Genomic DNA, 22,282 nt, shown 5'->3' on the forward strand with positions numbered 1-22,282 from the left:
ATTCTCCGATTATTCTCCCGCCTCTTCACAATTCCGGCACAAAAATTCGTGAGTGCTCTCATTGACTCCTCTCGGAGCCATCCCTAAATGCTCCTCGCTAGCACTCACCGCAAGGGAGTGCTAACATCTATCCATGTGGGCCGCTCCGGCCCGCGAATGTCATTCGATCGAGGGATTAGACAATGGCAAGCACCAACTTCCGCCCCCTTCACGACCGCGTCGTTGTTCGCCGCGTTGAGTCCGAAGCCAAGACCAAGGGTGGCATCATCATTCCCGATACCGCCAAGGAAAAGCCGCAGGAAGGCGAAATCGTCGCCGTCGGTTCCGGCGCGCGCGATGAATCCGGCAAGGTCGTCGCACTCGACGTCAAGGCTGGCGACCGCATTCTGTTCGGCAAGTGGTCCGGCACCGAAGTCAAGATCGACGGCGAAGACCTTCTGATCATGAAGGAAGCCGACATTATGGGCATCATCGGCTGATCAGCCGCTGGCCTTTCCGACCTAGCCGACGGGTCCAGAACCCGGACACTCGAATTGAGGAGTTTCAATCATGGCATCTAAAGAAATCAAGTTTGGTCGCACCGCGCGCGAAAAGATGCTGCGTGGCGTCGACATTCTCGCCGATGCAGTCAAGGTAACGCTCGGCCCGAAGGGCCGTAACGTCATCATCGACAAGTCCTTCGGCGCTCCGCGCATCACCAAGGACGGCGTTTCCGTCGCCAAGGAAATCGAACTCGAAGACAAGTTCGAAAACATGGGCGCCCAGATGGTCCGCGAAGTTGCTTCGAAGACCAACGACATCGCCGGCGACGGCACCACGACCGCAACCGTTCTTGCCCAGGCGATCGTTCGCGAAGGCAACAAGGCCGTTGCAGCCGGCATGAACCCGATGGACCTGAAGCGCGGCATCGACCTCGCTGTTGCCGACGTCGTGAAGGATCTCCAGGCCAAGGCCAAGAAGATCTCCACCTCGGAAGAAGTTGCACAGGTCGGCACGATCTCGGCAAACGGCGACAAGCAGGTCGGTCTCGACATTGCCGAAGCCATGCAGAAGGTCGGCAACGAAGGCGTCATCACGGTTGAAGAAGCCAAGACCGCCGAAACCGAACTCGAAGTCGTCGAAGGCATGCAGTTCGACCGCGGCTACCTCAGCCCCTACTTCGTCACCAACCCGGAAAAGATGATCGCCGACCTCGAAGACGTCTTCATTCTCCTGCACGAGAAGAAGCTCTCGAACCTGCAGTCGATGCTTCCGGTTCTGGAAGCCGTCGTTCAGACCGGCAAGCCGCTCCTCATCATCGCTGAAGACGTCGAAGGCGAAGCTCTTGCAACGCTCGTCGTCAACAAGCTGCGCGGCGGCCTGAAGATTGCTGCCGTCAAGGCTCCGGGCTTCGGCGATCGCCGCAAGGCCATGCTCGAAGACATCGCCATCCTGACGGGCGGCACTGTCATCTCCGAAGACCTCGGCATCAAGCTCGAAAGCGTCACGCTCGACATGCTCGGCCGTGCGAAGAAGGTTTCGATCTCCAAGGAAAACACCACGATCGTCGACGGTTCGGGCGCCAAGTCCGACATCGAAGGCCGTGTTGCCCAGATCAAGGCCCAGATCGAAGAAACCACCTCCGACTACGACCGCGAGAAGCTGCAGGAACGTCTTGCCAAGCTCGCCGGCGGCGTTGCCGTCATCCGCGTCGGCGGCTCGACGGAAGTCGAAGTGAAGGAAAAGAAGGACCGCATCGACGACGCGCTCAACGCGACCCGCGCTGCCGTTCAGGAAGGTATCGTCCCCGGCGGCGGCATCGCTCTCCTGCGCTCCTCCACGAAGATCAACGTCAAGGGTGCAAACGACGACCAGGAAGCCGGCATCAACATCGTTCGCCGCGCCCTGCAGGCCCTCGTTCGTCAGATCGCTGAAAACGCAGGCGACGAAGCCTCGATCGTTGTCGGCAAGGTCCTCGACAAGAACGAAGACAACTTCGGCTACAACGCCCAGACGTCTGAATTTGGCGACATGATCGCCATGGGTATCGTCGACCCGCTCAAGGTCGTTCGCACGGCACTGCAGAACGCTGCTTCTGTTGCATCGCTGCTGATCACCACCGAAGCCATGATCGCCGAACTGCCGAAGAAGGATGCCCCTGCCGGCATGCCGGGCGGCATGGGTGGAATGGGTGGAATGGACATGATGTGATAGGCGAAAGCCGTCACTGATACCATTCCGACAGGAATAGGAAGGGCGGCCCTTGGGTCGCCCTTTTCTTTTGGCCACCGATTCGGCAGATAAAACGTTTAACTGGCTCCGCATCGCATATCCCGGACGCGAAGCTTGCGCGAGGCTTGCGGCGCCATGTCTCTTTCGTTCACGAGAGATCGCGGTGTCGCGGCAGCATTTCCGGCGTCCTATGGGGGAAAAGGCCTGCAAAGCCGGTGAGGATGATCTTCCGGTGATGATTTTCGCACAGCAGTTCGAAGATGCGAGCATCGCAGGAAATGGTGCCGATCCGAACACCCCTTAAAAAACCGTTGCCGTTTGTTCAAAAGCCCCTATAAATCCGCGCTGCAATTAAGCGCGCCGGCCGATATCTCGCCATCAGGCGAGGCGGAGCGCGGGGCGCGGGCATCATGCCCGCAGCGACATGATCCTGTCTCTTTGTGTTTGCCGAGCATGCGGCGCAGGAGCCGCATGCGAACGGGGGAACGCCTTGTTTAAGATCGCCAAAGCCAATGCAGCCATCCCTTTGATGCCCGGCTCGCTGAGCCACGATAATCAAAATGACGAGATGGTGGCACAGTTTTCCATTTCCGAAGCCTGGACCGGCGATCTGTCGAGCGGCATGCTGCGTCTCGGCGAATGGAGCACGATGCTGCACGGCCTCTCTGCGCGGGACTGCGGGTTGTTGAGCCTGATCCGCTGCTACGACAGCAAGGACCGCGGCCACGTGTTGGAGCTGTTCGAGCAGGCGGCAACCCTCTGCTCCTCCTTCTGTTTTTCGACGACGATCATCATGCCGAACGGCTTGCGCCAGCCGCTCTTCTGCATGGGCGAGTCGAACGGGCTCGAGGAGAAATACAGCGGCAGCATGGCCGGCGTCTTCATCTTCCCGCGCTTCAAGCTCGAAGGCGCGAGGCAGATCACAAGCCGGCGATAAGGCTGGAAAATAAAGTTAAGTCCACGCCAGAGGCTGCCCCTCACCCTAACCCTCTCCCCGTTCTGACGGGGAGAGGGGACGTGCCTTGCGAGAGGCTGGTGGGGAACTGAGAGGGCGCGGCTTGGCCCCTTCGCCCCGCGTGCGGGGAGAAGGTGGCGGCAGCCGGATGAGGGGCCGGCATCGGTGATCTCTTGAACCGCTCCTTACTCCGGCTTGACCGGTATGCTGAGGCCCCTTTCGCTCGCCGGGCGGGCAATACAGCGCTCCAGCCAGTCCGAGACGGCGGGGAATTTCGCATAGTCGAGAAGCTCGCGGCCGCCATAGAAGATGTCGGCGCCGCGGACCCAGGTGAAGGTGGTGATGTCGGCGATCGTGTAGAGATCGCCCATGATCCACTGACGGCCCTTCAGCCGGCCTTCGAGCACGCCGAGCAGGCGTTTGGACTCGTCGCGATAACGTTCTACCGGATAGGAATTGTTGGCGACCTTGTCGGCGGCGAATTTGTGGAAATGACCGAACTGTCCGAACATCGGGCCGATGCCCGCCATCTGGAAAAACACCCATTGGATGCATTCGTAGCGGCCGGCGGCATCCGCGGGGATGAGCTTGCCGGTCTTTTCCGCGAGATAAAGCAGGATGGCGCCGGATTCGAACAGGCCGATCGGCTTGCCGCCCGGTCCATTCGGATCGATGATCGCCGGAATGCGGCCGTTCGGGTTGAGAGATTCGAATTCCGGCGACTTCTGCTCGTTGGCGGCGAAGGAAATATAATGCGGCTCATAGGCGAGCCCGAGCTCTTCGAGGGCGACGGAGACCTTCACCCCATTCGGCGTCTGCAGGGAATAGAGCTGGATAATGTCGGAATTTTTCGCCGGCCAGCGCGTCGTAATCGGAAATGCGGAAAGATCTGCCATCGGATTCTCCTTGTTGGGCGGCGACCATAAAAGACCGGCTTTGTGAAAGGCAAGCGACGACGGCAGGACATCGTTCCATATTATTGAACGAACTGTCCGCTTCCGTTTATCTTTCCATAATAGAAGAAAAAGGCGACATAAGAGGCATCCGAGGTCCATCCGGTGCCGGGGCACCCAGATCTCCAGAGTCCTTCAAACGGAGACAATATCCATGTCGAACGCCATCATCCTGATTGCCCGCATTCTTCTTTCCTTCATGTTCATCCTTTCCGGCTTCATGAAGCTCACCGATCCTGCCGGTACTGCGGGCATGATCGCCGGTGCCGGCCTGCCGGCCGCAACCCTGTTGGCCTATGTCGCAGGCCTTTTCGAACTGCTGGCCGGCCTTGCGGTTCTCACAGGCTTCCAGGTCCGCATTGCCGGCTGGCTGCTCGCCGCCTTCTGTGTCTTCACGGGCGTTGCCTTCCACCTGCCCTACGCAAGCGGCACGGAACTCGTGAACATCCTCAACCAGATCATGGTCATGAAGAACATCACGCTGGCCGGCGCATACATCCTGCTCGCCACAGTCGGTGCCGGTGCCTATTCGATCGACGCACGCCGCGGCGCCTACGCAGCCGCCTGATACCAGCAGACATCCTCCCATACATGCGAAAACCCGCCGTCATCCGACGGCGGGTTTTTCCATGTCTCTTCGAATGGTATCAGAGGGCGGCGCGCACCGCCTCGATGATCGCCTGCACGGTCGGCTCGTCCGCATGGCTCTCCTTGCGGGCGCGCACGAGGCAGGCCTGCGAATGCAGGATGACGCCGTCCTGGAGCACCTTCAGGTGGTTGGCGCGCAACGTCGAGCCGGTGGAGGTGATATCGACGATGATATCGGCCGAGCCGGAGGCGGGAGCGCCTTCGGTGGCGCCGAGACTTTCGACGATGCGGTAAAGCTGGATGCCGTGCTGGCTCGAAAAGAACTGCTGGGTCAGGCGCCAGTATTTGGTGGCGATGGCCAGGCGCCTGGAGTGGCGGGCGCGAAAATCGGCAGCGACATCGCCGAGATCGGCCATGGTCTCGACGTCAAGCCAGATCTCCGGGACGGCGACGACGACATCGGCATGGCCGAAGCCGAGGCGGGCGCAGAATTCGACGCGTTTGTCGACTTCGGAAAAACCTTCCCGCATCAGGTCCTCGCCGGTGACGCCGAAATCGACGGTGCCGTTGCCGAGTTCGCGGGAAATTTCCGAGGCCGAGAGGAAGGCGACCTCGACATCGTCCCAGCCCTCGACCCGGCCGCGATAGGAGCGGTCGTTGCCGACGGCCGTGATCGGCATGCCGGCCCGTTCGAAGATCGCCGAAGCATCGTCCTTCATCCGGCCCTTGGAGGGAAGCGCGATGGTGATGGTCATGCGGCTGCCCTTTCGGTTTCGATGCGGTCGAGCCAGAAGGAGAAGCCGACGGCCGGAATGCGGTCCGTCGCACCGAGGAAGGTCAGCAACCGGTCGAAGCGGCCACCGCCGGCCAGGACCGCGCTCGAGCCTTCCGCCGTCACCTCGAAGACGAGGCCGGTGTAATAATCGAGCGGCCGTCCGAAGGCGGCGCGGTAGTCGAGGCAGGAAAGATCGACGCCGGCATTGGCAAGGGCGGCGACGCGGCCGTTGAAGCGCGAGAGCGCATTGCCGAGTTTCAGCCCGGCAGCATCGGCAAAACCGGCGAGCGCCGCGGACGCATTGACGAGCGGCACGTCGAGCGACAGGAATTCTTCCAGCACATGGAAGGCCGCGTCGTCGAGGCGTGTTTCGGAGAGGATCAGCTTTTCCTTGAGCCGTTTGGCGATTTCCAGTGGCGAGCGGCTGGCATTGGTCGAATAGCCGGTCTTCTGCATTTCCTGCTCGAGATGGGCGACCAGCGCGTGCTCGTCGCCTGCGGCGACCAGCCGGGCAATATCGTCGTCAAGGCCGGTGACGAATTGCGGGCTGACGAGACCGGCGAGCAACGCTTCCAGCTGCGTCATGTTGCCGAAGGCGTGGATCAGGCGCTTCTGCCAGCCGAGCGGCAGGCCAAGTGCCTGGACGACCGCCTCGAACACCGCCTGGTCGCCAAGCGTCACCGACAAGCGCCGGCCCGGCAGCAGCCGGGCGAGAATGCCGGTGGCATCACCGATGGCGCGGGCGTCGGCGTTCGACAGGTCGATATCACCGAGATCCTCGATGCCGGCCTGATAGAATTCATTGGCGCCGTCGCGGCGCTGCCGGAAAACCTCGCCGAGATAGGCGTAACGTTTCGGCGTGCCTGTGGCGGTCTCGATGTGGCGCAGACAGACGGGGATGGTGAATTCGGGACGCAGACAGAGGCTGGCGCCGGTTTCGCTCTCGGTCATGAAGATGCGGCGGCGAAGGTCCTCGCCGGCGATATCGAGGAAGGGCTCGGCCGGCTGAATGACCGGCGTATCGATGCGCTCGGCGTTGCGCGCGGTAAATTCAGCCAGCAGGTCGTTGGAGAATTCGGGGAGGTTGATCAGGGGCATGGGGTCGCTCCTGGGACAAGACCCCTCCCCAACCCCTCCCCACAAGGGGGAGGGACTAGTTCGCGGCGATCGCCGAAACAGATTGGGAACGCGCCGGGTGAAGCAAAGGTTGAGCTAGGCACAGGAGTGCCACGTGAAGCCCCTCCCCCTTGTGGGGAGGGGTTGGGGAGGGGTCTATTGCGCATTGCCAGCCCTCTTCCGATCCTCAGCCTGCGCGGCCAGGATCTCCCGCACCTTGGCGACGAGATCGGCTTCCGGAACCGTCTCCTGGGCCACACGGGCTTCGCGCCAGCTGGCATTGTCCTCGATCTCGCCGGAAAGCCGCTTGCCTTCGATCAGATCCTTGATCTGCACGACGCCGCCCACACGTTCGTCGCCGCCCTGGATGATGGCGACGGGGCAGCCGCGGCGATCGGCATATTTCAGCTGGTTGCCGAACTTCTTCCAGTTGCCCTGGAACATCTCGGCGCGGATGCCGGCGGCGCGCAGCTGCTGCGTCATCTTCTGATAACGGCCCATCGCCTCGACATCGCCGTCCATGACGGTGACCAGCACCGGCTCGATGACTGCGCTCGCGCCGAGCTTGCCGAGGTTCTTCAGCGCCGTCATCAGACGCGAGACGCCGATCGAGAAGCCGGTCGCCGGCACCGGCTGGCCCATGAAGCGGGAGACGAGGCCGTCATAACGGCCGCCGCCGCCGACCGAACCGAAGACGACCTTCTCGCCCTTTTCATTGGTGACGTCGAAGGAGAGTTCGGCCTCGTAGACCGGACCGGTATAATATTCGAGGCCGCGCACGACGGAGGGATCGATCTTGATGCGATCGGAGCCGTAACCGGCGCTCGCAACGAGCGCGCCGATGAAATTCAGCTCCTCGACGCCTTCGCCACCCCTGGAGGTTCCGGCGACGAGCTCGGCCAGCCGCCCGGCACTTTCGGCATAGTCCTTGATGCCGACGAAGAACAGCACCTTGTCGATCTGCTCCTGATCGAGCCCGGCGCCCTTGGTGAAGTCGCCGGATTCATCCTTGCGGCCGGGACCGAGGAGTAGCGAGACGCCGTCCGGGCCGAACTTGTCGAGTTTGTCGATGGCGCGCAGCACGTTGAGGCGTTGGCCGGCCTTGTCGTCGCCGCCGAGACCGATCGCCTCCAAGACGCCGTCGAGGACCTTGCGGTTGTTGACGCGGATGACATAGTCGCCGCGCTTGATGCCGAGGGCTTCGAGCGTGTCGGCCATCATCATGCACATTTCGGCATCGGCCTGAACACCCGGCGCGCCGACGGTGTCGGCATCGAACTGCATGAACTGGCGGAAGCGGCCGGGACCCGGCTTCTCGTTGCGGAAGACATAGCCGGCGCGATAGGTGCGATAGGGCAGCTGGATCTCGTTGAAATTTTCGGCGACATGGCGGGCAAGCGGCGCCGTCAGGTCGTAACGCAGCGACATCCATTGCTCGTCGTCGTCCTGCAGCGAGAAGACGCCCTCGTTCGGCCGGTCGCTATCGGGCAGGAACTTGCCAAGCGCATCGGTATATTCGAACAGCGGCGTTTCGACAGGATCGAAACCATAATGCTCGTAGACTTCCCGGATCTTTGCCGTCATCTCGTTGACGGCGCGGATATCGCCGGCCGTCCGGTCGACGAAGCCGCGCGGCAGGCGGGCCTTGAGCTTTTGCGGTTTCTTCTGTTTGTCGTTCATTTCCGGGAATTCCGCTGACTGTGACAGTGGCGGTTTCCTAACCGATCGGGCGGGGAGCGGCAAGGGCGAAGGGTCTTGAAGCGGCCAGCAGAATCGATTGAAGCAAAGGCGGTCATCACAATGCGGATATGCTCATGATCACCGAAGCGCTTCTCTATGCCGCGACAATGCCGCTGACCGGCAAGCCCTATCGAAAATTCATCCGCTATTCCGTCAATCTCTGGTCGCGGGCCAGCCGCTGTGCCGCCGAATGGGCCGATCATGAGGAGAAGAGCCGCGCTGCGATCCGCACGGCTGCCGCCGATCTCCTGAAGAAGCGGACCGCCGTCGTGCTCGGCTCCGGCCTGCTGCGCGACGCGCCGATCGAGGACCTGGCGAAAAGCTTCGACACCGTCGTTCTCGTCGATCTCGTTCATCTCGCCTCGGTGCGCCTGCGGCTGACGGCCAAGACCTATCGCAATATCAGGCTGATCGAGCGCGATCTCTCCGGCTATGACGATCTCGCCGCCGGCCGCGAGCCCGAACCGCTCGGCTTTCTGCGCTCGGTGCCCTATCTCGATTTCGTGGTTTCGGCCAATCTCCTGTCGCAAATCGGCCGCGGCGTGAAGCGACGCTACGAGGCCGAGACCGGCGGCATGCCTGGAGATACCGTGGAAAGGCTGATCGCGGCGCATCTTACCGGGCTTTCCGATCTGCCCTGCCGCAGCTGCCTGGTGACCGACATCGCCTATGCCGTCATCGACCGCAACGGCCGGACACATGAAGAGGCCGACCTGCTGTACGGCGTTTCGCCGCCACCGGCAAAAGCGGCCTGGACATGGCCGGTTGCGCCGCTCGGCGAGGAGAGCAAAGACTATAGGATCGAGCACAAAGTCATTGCCGCCTGGTGAAGGTGGGGCGCGACCACGTTCGATCGAGATTCACGCTCCAGACTTGGTTTAAACCGGGATGTGCCTACATAGAAGATCATGCGCATGCTCGCTCTGATAACGATGATAGTTGGCTGGCTGATCTACAGCGCCATGTCCGCATGGGCGGGCTGTCCGACATGCGCATCAATGAGCGGGCCGGCTGCGCCTGAGTCCGCCACCGCGGACCACGCAATGGCCGGGATGGGCATGCCCGAAGCTGCGGGCAAGGCAAAAGCTCTGAAAGATCCCTGCGCGACCGGCAGGGCGGCGCACATGCCGCTTTGCGCGGCCTGTCTGCTGCTGCCGCCCGCAGCCATGGCGGCCGCTGGCGCAAAACCCGCTTTGACCTATCCCGCTCCGGCGCTTGCCCGCGTCCTCGCTGATAACCGCCCGGCTCCGCTGGCGCCCCCTCCCCGACTGTTCTGACCTCGCATTCATTCATGCCCAACGGGCGGCACGCGCCGTTCGCAAACCCATTGTCAGACAGAGGAAGGAACTCTCATGTCTTTGAAAATCATCGCCCTCACCGCAATGCTCGCTGCCATTGCCGCCCCTGCCCTTGCCGAAGACAAAGCCATGGACATGAGCAAGCCGATGGCCGGTCACGACGCCTCCAGTCAGGCGTTCAAGATGGCCAACGACAAGATGCATAAGAATATGATGATGAAGTATAGCGGCGACGCCGATAAGGATTTCGTCCGCAGCATGATCCCGCACCATCAGGGAGCGATCGACATGGCCAAGATCGAACTTCAATACGGAAAGGACCCCGATCTGCGCAAGCTGGCCGAAACGATCATCAAGGCGCAGGAAAGCGAAATTGCCGAGATGAACGCCTGGCTCAAGGCCCACGGCAAGTAGTCGACCGTTCTTTGAAGCGGAACGCCGTCGATATCCGGCGTTCCGCAACAGTTGCCAGGCTGCTCATTTCCGGTGTCAGGCCTTCGGCTCGAAATCGGCCGGGCGGCGGCCGGCGCCTTGTCGAGACAGCATCCAGCCCGGATATTCGGGGGCAAGGGCGCTGACCTCGTCGAGCTTCTTCAAATCGTCTTCATCGAGCTTCAGCTTGACGGCGGCCAGATTCTGGTCGAGCTGGTCGACCCGCTTGGCGCCGATGATAACCGTCGTGACGAAAGGCTTGGCGAGGATATAGGCAAGCGCCACGGTGGCGACGCTGACGCCGTGCTTTTCGGCGACCTCGCGCATGACGGCGACGCAGGCCCAGGCCCTGTCGCTATCAACGGGCGGGAAGTCGAAACTGGCGCGGCGGCCCTCGCCGTTGCCGGGCGCACCCGGACCGTATTTGCCGGAGAGCAGACCGCCGGCGAGCGGCGACCAGACCATCAGGCCGAGCCTTTCCTCCTGCATCATCGGCACGATGTCGCGTTCGAGATCGCGGCCGGCGATAGAATAATAGGCCTGCACGGTTTCGAAACGGGCAAAGCCGCGGCGTTCGGAGAGACCGAGCGCCTTGGAAATGCGCCAAGCCTGCCAGTTGGAGACGCCGATATAGCGCACGAGACCACGGGAGACGAGATCGTCAAGAGCGCGCAGCGTCTCCTCGATCGGCGTCACCGTATCGGTCGCGTGGATCTGGTAGAGATCGATATGATCGGTCTGCAGGCGCTTCAGGCTCGCCTCAACGGAATCCATGATGTGGCCGCGCGAGGCGCCGCGGTCGTTCGGCTTGTCGCCCATGACGCCGTAGACCTTGGTGGCAATGACCACGTCCTTGCGCGGCACGTCGAGGTTCTTCAGCGCCTGGCCGAGCAGCCTTTCGGATTCGCCGGACGAATAGACGTCGGCCGTGTCGATGAAATTGACGCCTGCGGCGAGCGAACGCTCGACGATCCGGTCGGCGGCATTCTGGTCGACATCGGCGATGGCGCCCCACATGCTGCCCTGTTTGGCTTCGCCGAAGGTCATGGTGCCCAGGCAGATTTCTGAGACGAAAAGTCCCGTATTTCCGAGTTGATTGTAACGCATGGTCGAAAAAATCCTTTGTGTCTGCCGCAAGAGGCTTGCGAACCGCTGAACTTCATTTTTTGATTATTGGCCTGCGCGTGACAGGCACAGCCGTGGCTGGCTGCAGGGTGAGGCAGGTTCGATGTAGTGCGGCGCCGGCGCTTTTCAACGCCGCTCGCTGCGAAGGCGATGCCCTTGTCTCGACACAGGCGGCCGATAGATTACCGGCCTAATTTCCGGAACAGGATGATTTCAGGCCGGGCCGGCCTAAAATCTGAATCCTGTTCCAAGTTAAAGAGTGAGAGCATGATGTTATGAGAAAACCGCTCACATTTTTCGGGATCATGCTCTAGAGGTACGCATATGGCGACGCGACCACTGACCACGATCGGCTTCGATGCCGATGATACGCTCTGGCAGAACGAACAATATTACCGGCTGACGGAAGCGCATTTCACCAGACTGCTTGCCGATTTTGCCGAAGGACCGAAGATTTCCGAGCGGCTGCTGGAGGCGGAAAAACGCAACCTTCGCCATTACGGCTTCGGCATCAAGGGCTTCACGCTGTCGATGATCGAAACGGCGATCGAGATCACCGAGGGCAAGGTGCCCTCGAGCGTGATCGCCAAGATCCTCGATACCGGCCGCGACCTTCTCTCTCATCCGGTCGAGACCCTGCCGCATGTGCGCGACACGCTGGAGGCGCTGGCCGGCAAATATCTGCTTGTGATGATCACCAAGGGCGATCTGTTCGACCAGGAGCGCAAGCTTGCCCAATCCGGGCTCGGCGACTTCTTCGATGCGATCGAGATCGTCTCCGACAAGACGGCCGTCACCTATCGGCGCATCTTCGCCAAGGTCGGCGACGGACCGGAACGGGCGATGATGGTCGGCAATTCGCTGAAATCGGACATCGTGCCGGCAATCGCCGCCGGCAGCTACGGCGTCTTCGTGCCGCACGAACTCACCTGGGTGCTGGAGCATGTCGACGAGCCGACGGAGGCGCCGCGCTTTCGCAAGATCGACCATCTCGGCGAATTGCGCGAACTGATCGACCGGCTGGCATAGATCGGCGCGCGCCGTTACTGCTTGGCAGGCGCCTTCGGAAAGAGCGAGGGGCGCTCCGGCTCGGCCGGCGGTTGCGGCTGCTGCGGCGCGGCCGCCAAGGGTTCGATCAGGATGCTGAAGGGCGCGCCGAGGCCGCGGCGCGGCGAGACCTTGGAATAATAGGGACGCAGCAGCCAGCTGGTATTTTCCTTGACCGTCGTCTCGAAGCTCGTGCCGTCCTCGTCGGTGCCGAAGAAGGCCTCGTCATCCGGTTTGGACAGATCGAAGATCGCCAGGAAGGCAAATTTGCTCTTCGTCGCAAAGCTGATCTTCACATGCTGGCCGGCGCGCACCGGCAGCGTATAGACATGGCTGTTGCCGAATTTCGTCCAGCCCTTGAGCTGCATGGTGACGGCCGGGAATTGCAGCTTCTCCAGCTTCTCGCCGGGATCGAGCTGCGGCGTCTGCGCCATGGCGGAGGCCGTCAGGAAAAACAGGGCAGCGGCAGTGATCAATGTTCTCACGGACAGATCTTTCATGGTCGAACCAGGGCGGCGCGCATCGCCTCGACCTCGGGCCGGCAGAAGCAGCCCTCCAGATGATCGTTGACGAGACCCATCGCCTGCATGAAAGCATAAACTGTGGTCGGACCGACAAAGGTCCAGCCGCGTTTCTTCAGATCCTTCGAAATGATCACCGATGTCGGCGTCGTCGGATTGGCGACGATATGCTCGCGGTCGACCACAACGGGCCGCTCGTTGTGACCGGGCTCGTAGCGCCAGAAATAATGGGCGAGCGAGCCGAACTCGTCTCTCAGTGCGATTGCGCGTTTGGCATTGTTGATGGTGGAGACGATCTTGCCGCGATGGCGGATGATGTCGGCGTCGGCAAGGCAGCGGGCGACATCCTCGTCGCCGAAAAGGGCGACCTTCTCGAAATCGAAACCGGCGAAGGCGGCGCGAAAATTCTCGCGCTTGCGCAGGATGGTCAGCCAGGAAAGGCCGGACTGGAAGCCTTCGAGGCAGATCTTCTCGAAGAGGCGGATGTCATTGGTGACGGGGCGGCCCCATTCCTCGTCATGATAGCGGAGATAATCGGGCAGATTGGCGTGCCAGTGGCAGCGGCTCCTGCCATCCTCGCCGATGATGATGCCTGTCGCGCTCATGATCCTTCATTCTGCGGGGGTCCGCTTCGTTCTCCGGTCCTGATTCCGGCTTTACCATTTGCAAACCGTCTTTCCAAACCGAACGGTAACCCTGACGAAAAGTTTATCCGATCGGTCGGCTTTTCATGAAACGATCTTTACCATTCGCTGGCGGATCGGGTGGCAGCGTCTTTCCCGGGCGGAGCGTCTCTGCCCGGGCGGAACATCTTCCGCCAGCGCATTTTCGGTCATTTGTAGAGAGTTCGTCCGATGATGAAACAGCTTGTTCTTGCCGCAGCCCTCTTCGGCATTTTCTCCACGGCCGCCCTTGCAGACGACCGCTACGCCACCCGTCCGCCGGTTGTGCTCAGCCCCGATCTGACGGCGCCCTGGATCAACCAGCTCGGCGGCGGCACGGTTCGTCCCGTCGTCTATCAGCGACCGGTCATCCAGCCGCAGCGCGGCCTTTTCCAGCGCCGCGTCATTCGCCAGATGCCGCAGCCGGCACCGCAGACCGTATCGGCGATCAATCCCGGCATCCCGGCGATCCGCCATCCGATCGAGCCGCAATTCCTGCCGCAGATGGTCGATTACGACACCACGGAAAAGCCCGGCACGATCGTCATCGATACCAACAACCGCTTCCTCTATCTGGTGATGGCAGGCGGCAAGGCGCGGCGCTACGGCGTGGGCGTCGGCAAGCCGGGCTTCGAATGGGCGGGCGTCCACAAGATCACCCGCAAGACGGAATGGCCGGACTGGACGCCGCCTGCCGAGATGATCAGCCGCGAAGCCGCCAAGGGCCATTATCTGCCGGCGCGGATGGACGGCGGGGCGGAAAACCCGCTCGGCGCACGCGCCATGTATCTCGGCTCGACGCTTTACCGCATCCACGGCACCAACGCACCCTGGTCGATCGGCAGCGCCGTTTCCTCCGGCTGCATCCGCCTGCGCAATGAAGATGTCGTCGATCTCTATGACCGTGTCAGCGTCGGAACCCGCGTCATCGTCATGTAACGGCGCATGCAATTATCTTGGAAGCTGCAAGAACAGGCGGCTTCCCTACCGGAAATTGCTTTATCCGGCCGGGCCGATCTTGAATCGAGCAGAAGTTCATGTAGCTTCAGGCAGATTTGCTTGAGGGGAATCGATCATGATCAAATTGATGCCGGGTCTGGCTGCGGCCGGACTTGTCCTGTCCTTGATGTCTACATCAGCCTTGGCTGCACCCGCCGGCTCCACTCCTGACAACGCGCAGCGCCCGGCACAGGTCGTGCGTGTGGCGCAGATGCCGAAATATGTGAAGCCGGAATTCAAGCGCAAGAAAGTGCGGCTGGTGACGACGGAAGCCGCAGGCACCGTCATTATCGATACCAACAACAAATATCTCTACCTCATCGAGGGCAACAACCGCGCCACCCGTTATGGCATCGGTGTTGGCCGCGACGGCTTCGGCTGGTCTGGCGTCGTCAAGATCGGCCGCAAGGCGGAATGGCCGGCATGGACGCCGCCGGCCGAGATGCGCCGCCGCGAAGCCGCCAAGGGACACATCATTCCCGCCTATCAGGAAGGCGGCGAGGACAATCCGCTCGGCGCCCGCGCCATGTATCTCTACCAGGGCGGCCGCGACACGATCTTCCGTATCCACGGCACCAACCAGCCCTGGACGATCGGTCTCAACATGTCCTCCGGCTGCATCCGGATGATGAATGAGGACGTGACGCATCTTTACGATCGTGCGCCTGTCGGCACCAAGGTGATCGTTATCGGCCCCGGCAACAAGCAGGGCAAGGTCGCGTTCGAGGACCGAGGCATCGACGTGCTGCGCACGCTTTTCGGCGGCTGAGCAACACTTTAGAAAAAAATGAAAGGCGCTTTTCGTGGCCCCTTTCATTTCCCTTAGACATTGCGGCGGAAAGCTGGCACAGCTGCCGCAAGGTCGACTCATTTGCAATATCGGGGCTATTCAATGACATATACGCTGCGTTCCTCAGCTTCCCTGCTTGCGGGCATTGCGTTTTTCACGATCTGTTCGGCAGCTTCCGCCTCGGCGGAAGACCTGCAATTCTCCATCTACGGCGGCTATCAGACGGCGCCGCACAGCGGCGTCGATCTCTCCGACGGCACGCATTTCACCGCCGGCTGGGAAGGCAAGTCCTTCGGCAGCCCGCCTTACTACGGCGGCCGCGTCACCTGGTGGCTCGAAAACTTCAACAAGCCGAACTGGGGTATTTCGCTCGATTATACCCATGACAAGGTCTATGCCGACGATGATACGCTCGCCAAGACCGGCTGGTCTCATTTCGAATTCACCGACGGCCTGAACCTGCTGACCGTGAACGGGCTCTACCGCTTCCAGGATCCGGCGCGCCGCTGGACCCCCTATCTCGGCGCCGGTATCGGCGTGAACATTCCGCATGTCGAAGTGATCCGCCCTGAAGGCAAGACCTGGGCCTATGAATTCGGCGGCGTGACGCTGCAGGCTCAGGCCGGCGTCGATTTCAAGGTGACCGATCGCTGGTCGACCTTCGTCGAATATAAGGGCACCTATTCGCGCGTCGACGTTCCGATCGACAGCGGCGTGGACCTGAAGACCAACATCTTCACCAATGCCGTCAATGTCGGCGTGTCATTCCACTGGTAATCGGGCCACTGGCAATCGGGCCACTGGTCATCGAAAATTCCGGCTGCGGCGCTATTTCGTGCCGCAGCTGACCTTGCCCTCGACGGCATAGAGTTTGTCCCCGCCTTCGATCTTCAGGGCATAGGTGCCGGTGAAATTGGCCGCCGGCTTGCCGCGTTCGCCGGCAACCACCACCAGATCCAGCGTCGCTCCGCCGGTGTCGTCCTCGCCGCCGTCGACGACTTCCAGCAGCAGCTCGCCGTCACGCGACCAATGGTTGGTCAGATGCTGCGATTCGAACACGCGCTTTCCGAACACGCTCGATTGCGCCTGATCCTTGACGACAAGTGCGCCGCGGAAATGGTTGAGTTTGTGGCCGGCATCGCTGGCGAAACCGCTTTCGAGCGTGAAACGCGCCTGCGCGTCATCGGCGGAACAGAAATAGCGGCTATCGGCATGGGCAGCGCCCGCCGCACCGAGCAGTCCCGCAAGTACAATCATTCCCCGCCACATCGTCTAAAACTCCCGAGACCGGCCCGACGGGCCTTCGCAAGCTTCAGCCTAGCGGCAAACCTGTTAATTTTTCCGGCACAGCGCCGCCGTAAGCCCAATCGAGCAGCTCGACCGTATGCAGGATCGGCATGCTGGTGCCGGTGGCGATCTGGGTGATGCAGCCGATATTGCCGGTGGCGATGATGTCGGCCTTGGTGGCCTCGATGTTCCTGACCTTACGCGCCTTCAGCGTCGCCGAGATCTCCGGCTGCATGATGTTGTAGGTACCGGCCGAGCCGCAGCAGAGATGGCCTTCGGCGGGATCGCGCACGGTAAAACCCGCCGCTTTCAGCAATTGCTTCGGCGCGAGCGTGATGCGCTGGCCGTGCTGCATGGAACAGGCGGAGTGATAGGCGATCGTGATGCCCTTCGGCGTCTGCGCCGGCAGCTCGATGGTGGCGAGATATTCGGTGATGTCCCTGGCAAGCGCCGAGACTTTTGCCGCCTTTGCCGCATAGGCGGGATCGAGGCGCAGCATATGGCCGTAATCCTTGATCGTCGTGCCGCAGCCCGACGCGGTGATGATGATCGCATCGAGCCCCTGCCCGTCGATCTCGCGCGTCCAGATATCGACATTGGCCCGCGCACTGGCGAGCGCCTGTTCGGCGCGCCCCATGTGATGGACCAGCGAACCGCAGCAGACTTCACCTTCCGGCAGCACGACCTCGACGCCGAGCCGGGTCAGCAGCCGGATCGCCGCCGCGTTGATGCCGGGATCGAGCACCGGCTGCGCACAGCCGGAAAGCATCGCCACCCGGCCGCGCCGTTCGGTCTCGGGCGGGTAGCTGCCGGGTTTTGCGAAATCCGAGGCTGCGGGCACGCGGCGTGGCGCCAGCGCCAGCATGGCGACGAAGGGTTTGAGTGCTGCCCCTCGCATCAGGCCGGCAAAGGGCCGGCCGAAGCGGGCGAGATTGAGCGCCAGGCGGAAACGGCCGGGATAGGGCAGCACGGCGGCCAGAATGGCGCGCGTCAGCCGGTTCATCAACGGGCGCTTGTAGGTCTTTTCGATATGGGCGCGGGCGTGATCGACCAGATGCATGTAGTCGACGCCGGAGGGACAGGTGGTGACGCAGGCAAGGCAGGAGAGACAGCGGTCGATATGGGTGACGACTTCGGCATCGGCGGGCCGGCCGTTTTCCAGCATGTCCTTGATCAGATAGATGCGGCCGCGCGGGCTGTCGAGCTCGTTGCCGAGGGTGACATAGGTGGGACAGGTGGCGGTGCAGAAACCGCAGTGGACGCATTTGCGCAGAATCTGCTCGGATTCGGCGACAGCGGGGTCGGCGAGCTGGGCCGGGGTGAAGTTGGTTTGCATCTAGCGAGGCCTCCGCATTGGGAGGATGTCGGGGGTTGTGTATGGGTTACCCCCCTCTGTCCTGCCGGACCCGGGGTCGAGCCACAGGTCTCGACCCGTCCTTCGGACCCCCTCAACGGGGGAGATCGGATGGGGGCGATGGCTTCCCCAAACAACTCGCACACTGCAACTCCGACGCGGCAGCGAGGGAGCGATGGCCCAACCTCTTGCCAATCTCCCCCCTTGTGGGGGAGATGTCCGGCAGGACAGAGGGGGGTATGCCACGCACAGACTCATCTCTCCCTCACCCCATCTTCCCCGGATTGAAGATCCCCGCCGGATCGAATTTTTCCTTCACCCGCCGCGACAGCATCGCCACCGCCTCCGGCTCCGGATGAAACGCCGCAGTTGCCGCCCTCGCCGCATCAGACGCTCGGATCAGCGTCGCATGGCCGCCGCCGAGCACCTTGATGAAGCGGCGGACCAGTTCGGCTTCGGGACCGGCCTCCATGCGCATCCAGACGAGGCCGCCCTGCCAGTCATAGAAGGCATCGACGCCGGCTTCCAGACGCAGGGCCGCGACCAGCCGATGGCCGGTGCCGGGGGCGACCGAGACGCGCCAGACCGGCCGAAGGGTGCCGTCGGCATAAGGCAGGACGTCGCGGATTTCCTGCCAGAGCCTGCGGCTCTCCGGCTGCTCCAGCCGCGTCACCGTGGCGAAGGCAGACATGGCCGCCGCAAGTTTTTCCAAGCGCACCTCGACCGAGCCGGCCAGGCCCTCGATGCGCAGAACCGTCGCTTCGCCCTCCGGCAGTTTGCCGGCGAGGAATTTCCACGTCACCGTCAAGGGCAGATGGGCCGCACCTGACACTTCGACCGGCAGCGCCATCGCCGCCGCCATGGCGCCTGCCGCCTCGGCGTCGTTGAGACCTGACAGCACCACCGTCCGCTCGGTCTTCGCAGACGGCGGCACCCGGAAAGTGACTTCGGTGAGGAAGCCCAGCGTGCCGTGCGAGCCGGCGATCAGCTTGACGAGATCGAGGCCGGTGACGTTCTTCATCACCCGGCCGCCGGCCTTGATGATCTCGCCCTTGCCGTTGATGAAACGCACACCGAGCAGGCTGTCGCGGGCAGCGCCGGCGACGAGCCGGCGCGGGCCGGAGACATTGGCGGCGAAGACGCCGCCGATGGTCGGCTCGCCCGATGTGCCCATCACCGGGCGATGATCCATCGGCTCGAAGGCGAGCATCTGGCCGCTTTCGGAAAGCGCCGCCTCGACCTCGGCCAGCGGCGTGCCGGATCGGGCAGTCATCACCATCTCACCGGGATTATAGGCGACGACGCCGGAAAGCCCGGTCGAGCGCAGCCGGTCTTCGGCGGCTACGGCATTGCCGAAACCCGAGCGGGTATTGCCACCGCAGATCGCGAGCGGCCGGCCTGTCTCCGCATGGGCACGAACGATTGCCGCCGCCTCGTCCTCGCTGGTCGGCCTCAGATCGATCATGCGGCAGGACGCCCTTCGAGCGGGAAAACCTTCGACGGGTTGAGGATCCAGCCGGGATCGAAGGCGGCGCGCGCCGCCATCTGCTGGGCGAGATCGGCGTCGGAATATTGATGCCGCATCAGGTCGCGCTTCTCGATGCCGACGCCGTGTTCGCCGGTGAGGCAGCCGCCGGCATCGACGCAGAGCTTCAGGATATCATTGCCGGCGGCTTCGGCGCGGGCGGCATCCTCGGGATCATTGGCGTTAAAAAGGATCAGCGGATGCATATTGCCGTCGCCGGCATGGAAGACGTTGGCGACGCGCAGGCCGTAATGATCGACGATCTCCGCGGTTCTCTTCAGCACGTGGGACAGCTGGCTGAGCGGCACGGTGCCGTCCATGCAGATATAATCGGCAATGCGGCCGGTGGCGCCGAAGGCGGATTTGCGGCCCTTCCAGATCAAGGCCGCCTCGGTCGCCGACTGGCATTCGCGCACAGTCTTCACAGCATGCCGGCGGGCGATCTCGACGATGTCCTTCAGCGTGGCGTCCATCTCCGCTTCCGAACCCTCGACCTCGACGATCAGCAGCGCGCCGACATCGAGGGGATAACCGGCATGGGCAAAGGCCTCGCAGATCTCGATGGCCGGCTTGTCCATGAATTCGATCGCAACCGGGACGATGCCGGCGGCGATGACATCGGCAACGCAGGCTCCGGCCTCTTCCGACGTTTCGAAGCCGAAGAGCACAGGGCGCGCGCCTTCCGGCTTGGCGATCAGCCGCACGGTCGCCTCGGTGACGATGCCGAGCTGACCTTCATGGCCGCAGACGAGGCCGAGCAGATCATAACCCGCCGCATCCAGCGCCTTGCCGCCGAGTTCGATCACCGTGCCGTCGACCAGCACCATCCGGACGCCGAGCAGATTGTTGGTGGTGACACCATATTTCAGGCAGTGGGCGCCGCCGGAATTCATGCCGATATTGCCGCCGATGGTGCAGGCAAGCTGCGAACTCGGGTCGGGCGCGTAGAAAAAGCCGTCCGGCGAGACGGATTCGGAGATATTGAGATTGGTGACGCCCGCCTGGACCACGGCTGCCCGGTTCGGCAGATCGATTTCGAGGATGCGGTTCATCTTCGACAGGCCGAGCACGACGGCATCTTCCTGCGGTATGGCGCCGCCCGACAGCGAGGTGCCGGCGCCGCGCGGCACGACGGGAATGCCGTAGCGGTGGCAATAACGCATGATGGCCGAGACCTCGGCGGTGGTGCGCGGCAGGGCGACGGCGAGCGGCAGGCGGCGGTAGGAGACGAAGGCGTCGGTCTCGAACGGCACCAGTTCGCGCGCCTCATGCACCAGGCATTCCGGCGGCAGAAGATCGGTCAGATCGGCGACGATCTGGGCTCGACGCGCCAGGACGTCGGCGCGGGGGGCGAGAAACGAAATGGCGTCGGACATGGCGCTCTCCCTAGCCCTGACGACGGGAAAATGACAGCGGAAATCGGCGAAAACCTCCCGCCGCCGCTCAATCGGCTTAGCACTTTCCCGAAAGCGGCGCAAATGCTAAGCACTTATGCCAAAAAGGGAAAAAGTCATAAAACCTCATGACCAATCTGGGTGATCTCGAAATCTTTGCCAAGGTCGTTTCGACGGGCAGCATGTCGCTCGCCGGGCGCGCGCTCGGCTTCTCTCCCGCCGTCGTCTCCAAACGGATCAAACGGCTGGAGGACCGGCTCGGCACCCGGCTTTTGCAGCGTACGACGCGGCAGATCTCGCTGACGGAAGCCGGACAGGGTTTCTACGACCGCGTTCTCGGCATTCTCGCCGGGCTGGAGGAGGCGGAGTTCTATATTTCCGGCCGCTCGGCGCAGATGCACGGCACGCTGAAGATCTCGGCACCGACCTCCTTCGGGCGCATGCATATCGCCCCGCATCTGAAGGCTTTCATGGAGGCGCATCCGGAGCTTTCAATCAACCTGGTGCTGACCGACGAATTCAGCGACATCGTCGGCGGCGGCTTCGATCTGGCGATCCGCATCGCCGAACTCACCGATTCCAGCCTCGTCGCCCGCCGGCTGGCGCCGGTGCGCCGGCTGCTCTGCGCCTCGCCGGATTATCTGGCGGCGCATGGCAAGCCGAGAGATATCGACGATCTGAAACATCACCGCTGCCTGCCCGCGCACAACAACGACACCTGGCGGCTGAACGGGCCGGATGGAATGCTCAGCCTCAGGCCGGAGGGCATGCTGATCACCAATTCCAGCGAGGTGATCCGCGAGGCTGTCATATCAGGCCTCGGGATTGCCCTGCGTTCCACCTGGGATATCGGCGAAGAGCTCAAGGCCGGCCGACTGGTGCAGGTGCTGCCGGCCTATGAAGGCTCGCACAATGTGGCGCTATCGGCCGTCTATCCCAGCCGGCAGTTCCTGCCGGCCAAGGTCAGGCTGTTTATCGACTATCTCACCGAGCTCTACGGACCCGTTCCCTATTGGGAGCGCTGATAGAAGGCGCAGGGTTCAGCGTGAGAGATCGAGATAGGCGTTCGCCACCAGCACGTCGATATCACCGGGCACAGGCACGATGCAGGGCTGCGGACCGGCCTCGCCCCTGGCGATGCGTTCGAGGCAGCGGGCCTGAAGGGCGAAGCCGAGATCCATCGGCTCGACCATATTGCCGAGCGGCCTGGGGCCGGCGAGATTGCCGCTTTGCCCCTCATCCGGCTGCCGCCACCTTCCCGCCCGCGGGGCGAAGGGACCATGCCGCGGCCTCTCCGTTGCCTAAGACCCCTCCCCACAAGGGGGAGGGACTAATCCGGAGCGCCCGCCTCGTCCCACTTGAAACGTCGCAGATATGGAAAACCGATGCGGCAGGTTAAGCCCCTCCCCCTTGTGGGGAGGGGTTGGGGAGGGGTCTTGGATTGGTACAGCCCGGGCTGATCCCTGACAGAATGAACCGGGTTGATGGTTGACAAGTCATAGTGCGTCGG

General features: G+C 62.5%; 24 protein-coding genes and 1 pseudogene. 13 read left to right on the top strand and 12 right to left on the bottom strand.

Annotation, left to right across the window (positions count from 1 at the left end):
* Positions 1–182: 182 nt before the first annotated feature.
* The 4 genes from groES (at position 183) to CO666_RS23505 (ending at position 3,148) form a co-directional block, all read left to right on the top strand.
* Positions 183–479 (top strand): co-chaperone GroES, encoded by a 297-nt coding sequence (gene groES, locus CO666_RS23495; protein ID WP_003545797.1) that lies wholly within the window; start codon positions 183–185, stop codon positions 477–479.
* A gap of 70 nt (positions 480–549) precedes the next feature.
* Positions 550–2,190, top strand: a complete 1,641-nt coding sequence (gene groL, locus CO666_RS23500; RefSeq protein WP_097614555.1) for a chaperonin GroEL — start codon at positions 550–552, stop codon at positions 2,188–2,190.
* Between the two features lie 52 nt (positions 2,191–2,242).
* On the top strand, positions 2,243–2,515 hold the full coding sequence (locus CO666_RS33775) for a hypothetical protein (RefSeq protein ID WP_143540360.1): 273 nt from the start codon (positions 2,243–2,245) through the stop codon (positions 2,513–2,515).
* 186 nt (positions 2,516–2,701) lie between these two features.
* On the top strand, positions 2,702–3,148 hold the full coding sequence (locus CO666_RS23505; RefSeq protein WP_097614556.1) for a hypothetical protein: 447 nt from the start codon (positions 2,702–2,704) through the stop codon (positions 3,146–3,148).
* Between the two features lie 203 nt (positions 3,149–3,351).
* Here the strand turns inward: CO666_RS23505 and CO666_RS23515 are convergent, their stop codons facing one another.
* The gene (locus CO666_RS23515) at positions 3,352–4,062 is read right to left on the bottom strand and encodes a glutathione binding-like protein (protein ID WP_097614557.1); all 711 of its coding nucleotides are present in this window, start codon (positions 4,060–4,062) and stop codon (positions 3,352–3,354) included.
* A 211-nt stretch (positions 4,063–4,273) separates the two neighbouring features.
* On the opposite strand from CO666_RS23515, the gene CO666_RS23520 reads away from it, so the two are divergent.
* Complete coding sequence (locus CO666_RS23520; RefSeq protein WP_003588305.1) at positions 4,274–4,687, top strand: DoxX family protein; 414 nt, start codon at positions 4,274–4,276, stop codon at positions 4,685–4,687.
* 79 nt (positions 4,688–4,766) lie between these two features.
* Here CO666_RS23520 and hisG read toward each other — a convergent pair whose 3' ends face one another.
* The 3 genes from hisG to hisS all read right to left on the bottom strand — a co-directional run bounded on the left by hisG (position 4,767) and on the right by hisS (position 8,278).
* Complete coding sequence (gene hisG / locus CO666_RS23525; protein WP_097614558.1) at positions 4,767–5,462, bottom strand: ATP phosphoribosyltransferase; 696 nt, start codon at positions 5,460–5,462, stop codon at positions 4,767–4,769.
* Positions 5,459–6,580, bottom strand: a complete 1,122-nt coding sequence (locus CO666_RS23530) for an ATP phosphoribosyltransferase regulatory subunit (protein ID WP_097614559.1) — start codon at positions 6,578–6,580, stop codon at positions 5,459–5,461. The genes hisG and CO666_RS23530 overlap by 4 nt, the downstream gene beginning before the upstream one ends.
* Before the next feature lie 174 nt (positions 6,581–6,754).
* Positions 6,755–8,278, bottom strand: a complete 1,524-nt coding sequence (hisS, locus tag CO666_RS23535; RefSeq protein WP_097614560.1) for a histidine--tRNA ligase — start codon at positions 8,276–8,278, stop codon at positions 6,755–6,757.
* A 134-nt stretch (positions 8,279–8,412) separates the two neighbouring features.
* Here hisS and CO666_RS23540 point away from each other — a divergent pair, with 134 nt between their 5' ends.
* From CO666_RS23540 to copM, 3 genes are all read left to right on the top strand, one after another.
* Positions 8,413–9,168, top strand: coding sequence for a hypothetical protein (locus tag CO666_RS23540; protein ID WP_097614585.1), 756 nt, complete (start codon positions 8,413–8,415; stop codon positions 9,166–9,168).
* A 78-nt stretch (positions 9,169–9,246) separates the two neighbouring features.
* The gene (locus CO666_RS23545) at positions 9,247–9,615 is read left to right on the top strand and encodes a hypothetical protein (protein ID WP_097614561.1); all 369 of its coding nucleotides are present in this window, start codon (positions 9,247–9,249) and stop codon (positions 9,613–9,615) included.
* A 75-nt stretch (positions 9,616–9,690) separates the two neighbouring features.
* Complete coding sequence (gene copM, locus CO666_RS23550; RefSeq protein WP_097614562.1) at positions 9,691–10,050, top strand: CopM family metallochaperone; 360 nt, start codon at positions 9,691–9,693, stop codon at positions 10,048–10,050.
* 75 nt (positions 10,051–10,125) lie between these two features.
* Here the strand turns inward: copM and CO666_RS23555 are convergent, their stop codons facing one another.
* Positions 10,126–11,175 (bottom strand): aldo/keto reductase, encoded by a 1,050-nt coding sequence (locus CO666_RS23555; protein WP_097614563.1) that lies wholly within the window; start codon positions 11,173–11,175, stop codon positions 10,126–10,128.
* A 342-nt stretch (positions 11,176–11,517) separates the two neighbouring features.
* Here CO666_RS23555 and CO666_RS23560 point away from each other — a divergent pair, with 342 nt between their 5' ends.
* Positions 11,518–12,222, top strand: coding sequence for an HAD family hydrolase (locus tag CO666_RS23560; protein WP_097614564.1), 705 nt, complete (start codon positions 11,518–11,520; stop codon positions 12,220–12,222).
* Between the two features lie 14 nt (positions 12,223–12,236).
* Here the strand turns inward: CO666_RS23560 and CO666_RS23565 are convergent, their stop codons facing one another.
* Together CO666_RS23565 and CO666_RS23570 are read right to left on the bottom strand one after the other, a co-directional pair.
* A complete protein-coding gene (locus tag CO666_RS23565) occupies positions 12,237–12,740 on the bottom strand; it encodes a hypothetical protein (RefSeq protein WP_097614565.1) in 504 nt (167 codons plus the stop codon).
* Positions 12,737–13,366: a DNA-3-methyladenine glycosylase I gene (locus CO666_RS23570; RefSeq protein ID WP_097614566.1), complete on the bottom strand. Its 630-nt coding sequence runs from the start codon at positions 13,364–13,366 to the stop codon at positions 12,737–12,739. Before CO666_RS23570 ends, CO666_RS23565 begins: the two co-directional genes overlap by 4 nt.
* A 249-nt stretch (positions 13,367–13,615) precedes the next feature.
* Between CO666_RS23570 and CO666_RS23575 the strand changes: the two genes are divergently transcribed.
* From CO666_RS23575 to CO666_RS23585, 3 genes are all read left to right on the top strand, one after another.
* A complete protein-coding gene (locus CO666_RS23575; protein WP_097614567.1) occupies positions 13,616–14,362 on the top strand; it encodes a L,D-transpeptidase in 747 nt (248 codons plus the stop codon).
* A gap of 136 nt (positions 14,363–14,498) precedes the next feature.
* On the top strand, positions 14,499–15,191 hold the full coding sequence (locus CO666_RS23580) for a L,D-transpeptidase (RefSeq protein ID WP_097614568.1): 693 nt from the start codon (positions 14,499–14,501) through the stop codon (positions 15,189–15,191).
* A gap of 123 nt (positions 15,192–15,314) precedes the next feature.
* Positions 15,315–15,989: an outer membrane protein gene (locus tag CO666_RS23585; RefSeq protein ID WP_097614569.1), complete on the top strand. Its 675-nt coding sequence runs from the start codon at positions 15,315–15,317 to the stop codon at positions 15,987–15,989.
* Positions 15,990–16,040: 51 nt separating this feature from the next.
* Here CO666_RS23585 and CO666_RS23590 read toward each other — a convergent pair whose 3' ends face one another.
* From CO666_RS23590 to CO666_RS23605, 4 genes are all read right to left on the bottom strand, one after another.
* Entirely contained in the window at positions 16,041–16,481 is a 441-nt protein-coding gene (locus tag CO666_RS23590) for a hypothetical protein (RefSeq protein ID WP_097614570.1), read from the bottom strand.
* Positions 16,482–16,524: 43 nt separating this feature from the next.
* Positions 16,525–17,835 carry a glycolate oxidase subunit GlcF gene (glcF, locus tag CO666_RS23595; protein WP_097614571.1) on the bottom strand — a complete coding sequence of 437 codons (1,311 nt, stop codon included), beginning with the start codon at positions 17,833–17,835 and terminating at the stop codon, positions 16,525–16,527.
* Between the two features lie 283 nt (positions 17,836–18,118).
* Positions 18,119–19,318, bottom strand: a complete 1,200-nt coding sequence (locus tag CO666_RS23600) for an FAD-binding protein (protein WP_097614572.1) — start codon at positions 19,316–19,318, stop codon at positions 18,119–18,121.
* Positions 19,315–20,754: an FAD-linked oxidase C-terminal domain-containing protein gene (locus tag CO666_RS23605; RefSeq protein WP_097614573.1), complete on the bottom strand. Its 1,440-nt coding sequence runs from the start codon at positions 20,752–20,754 to the stop codon at positions 19,315–19,317. The genes CO666_RS23600 and CO666_RS23605 overlap by 4 nt, the downstream gene beginning before the upstream one ends.
* Before the next feature lie 146 nt (positions 20,755–20,900).
* Between CO666_RS23605 and CO666_RS23610 the strand changes: the two genes are divergently transcribed.
* On the top strand, positions 20,901–21,797 hold the full coding sequence (locus CO666_RS23610) for a LysR family transcriptional regulator (RefSeq protein ID WP_097614574.1): 897 nt from the start codon (positions 20,901–20,903) through the stop codon (positions 21,795–21,797).
* A gap of 15 nt (positions 21,798–21,812) precedes the next feature.
* On the opposite strand, the pseudogene CO666_RS23615 reads toward CO666_RS23610, so the two are convergent.
* Positions 21,813–22,007, bottom strand: a pseudogene (locus CO666_RS23615) (adenosylhomocysteinase); the annotation flags it as partial.
* Positions 22,008–22,282 lie beyond the last annotated feature (275 nt).

This window comes from Rhizobium chutanense (genome assembly GCF_002531935.1).
GTDB classification, from domain to species: Bacteria; Pseudomonadota; Alphaproteobacteria; order Rhizobiales; family Rhizobiaceae; genus Rhizobium; species Rhizobium chutanense.

Excerpts from the sequence above, each read along its gene's own strand:
- CO666_RS23610 (WP_097614574.1), top strand. The coding sequence starts at position 20,901 with ATGACCAATCTGGGTGATCTCGAAATCTTTGCCAAGGTCGTTTCGACG.
- CO666_RS23605 (WP_097614573.1), bottom strand. The coding sequence starts at position 20,754 with ATGTCCGACGCCATTTCGTTTCTCGCCCCCCGCGCCGACGTCCTGGCG.
- CO666_RS23530 (WP_097614559.1), bottom strand. The coding sequence starts at position 6,580 with ATGCCCCTGATCAACCTCCCCGAATTCTCCAACGACCTGCTGGCTGAA.
- hisG (WP_097614558.1), bottom strand. The coding sequence starts at position 5,462 with ATGACCATCACCATCGCGCTTCCCTCCAAGGGCCGGATGAAGGACGAT.
- CO666_RS23515 (WP_097614557.1), bottom strand. The coding sequence starts at position 4,062 with ATGGCAGATCTTTCCGCATTTCCGATTACGACGCGCTGGCCGGCGAAA.
- hisS (WP_097614560.1), bottom strand. The coding sequence starts at position 8,278 with ATGAACGACAAACAGAAGAAACCGCAAAAGCTCAAGGCCCGCCTGCCG.
- CO666_RS23520 (WP_003588305.1), top strand. The coding sequence starts at position 4,274 with ATGTCGAACGCCATCATCCTGATTGCCCGCATTCTTCTTTCCTTCATG.
- CO666_RS23590 (WP_097614570.1), bottom strand. The coding sequence starts at position 16,481 with ATGTGGCGGGGAATGATTGTACTTGCGGGACTGCTCGGTGCGGCGGGC.
- glcF (WP_097614571.1), bottom strand. The coding sequence starts at position 17,835 with ATGCAAACCAACTTCACCCCGGCCCAGCTCGCCGACCCCGCTGTCGCC.
- CO666_RS23580 (WP_097614568.1), top strand. The coding sequence starts at position 14,499 with ATGATCAAATTGATGCCGGGTCTGGCTGCGGCCGGACTTGTCCTGTCC.
- groL (WP_097614555.1), top strand. The coding sequence starts at position 550 with ATGGCATCTAAAGAAATCAAGTTTGGTCGCACCGCGCGCGAAAAGATG.
- CO666_RS23585 (WP_097614569.1), top strand. The coding sequence starts at position 15,315 with ATGACATATACGCTGCGTTCCTCAGCTTCCCTGCTTGCGGGCATTGCG.
- CO666_RS23555 (WP_097614563.1), bottom strand. The coding sequence starts at position 11,175 with ATGCGTTACAATCAACTCGGAAATACGGGACTTTTCGTCTCAGAAATC.
- CO666_RS23540 (WP_097614585.1), top strand. The coding sequence starts at position 8,413 with ATGATCACCGAAGCGCTTCTCTATGCCGCGACAATGCCGCTGACCGGC.
- copM (WP_097614562.1), top strand. The coding sequence starts at position 9,691 with ATGTCTTTGAAAATCATCGCCCTCACCGCAATGCTCGCTGCCATTGCC.
- CO666_RS23545 (WP_097614561.1), top strand. The coding sequence starts at position 9,247 with ATGCGCATGCTCGCTCTGATAACGATGATAGTTGGCTGGCTGATCTAC.
- CO666_RS23565 (WP_097614565.1), bottom strand. The coding sequence starts at position 12,740 with ATGAAAGATCTGTCCGTGAGAACATTGATCACTGCCGCTGCCCTGTTT.
- CO666_RS23600 (WP_097614572.1), bottom strand. The coding sequence starts at position 19,318 with ATGATCGATCTGAGGCCGACCAGCGAGGACGAGGCGGCGGCAATCGTT.
- CO666_RS23560 (WP_097614564.1), top strand. The coding sequence starts at position 11,518 with ATGGCGACGCGACCACTGACCACGATCGGCTTCGATGCCGATGATACG.
- CO666_RS23575 (WP_097614567.1), top strand. The coding sequence starts at position 13,616 with ATGATGAAACAGCTTGTTCTTGCCGCAGCCCTCTTCGGCATTTTCTCC.
- groES (WP_003545797.1), top strand. The coding sequence starts at position 183 with ATGGCAAGCACCAACTTCCGCCCCCTTCACGACCGCGTCGTTGTTCGC.
- CO666_RS23570 (WP_097614566.1), bottom strand. The coding sequence starts at position 13,366 with ATGAGCGCGACAGGCATCATCATCGGCGAGGATGGCAGGAGCCGCTGC.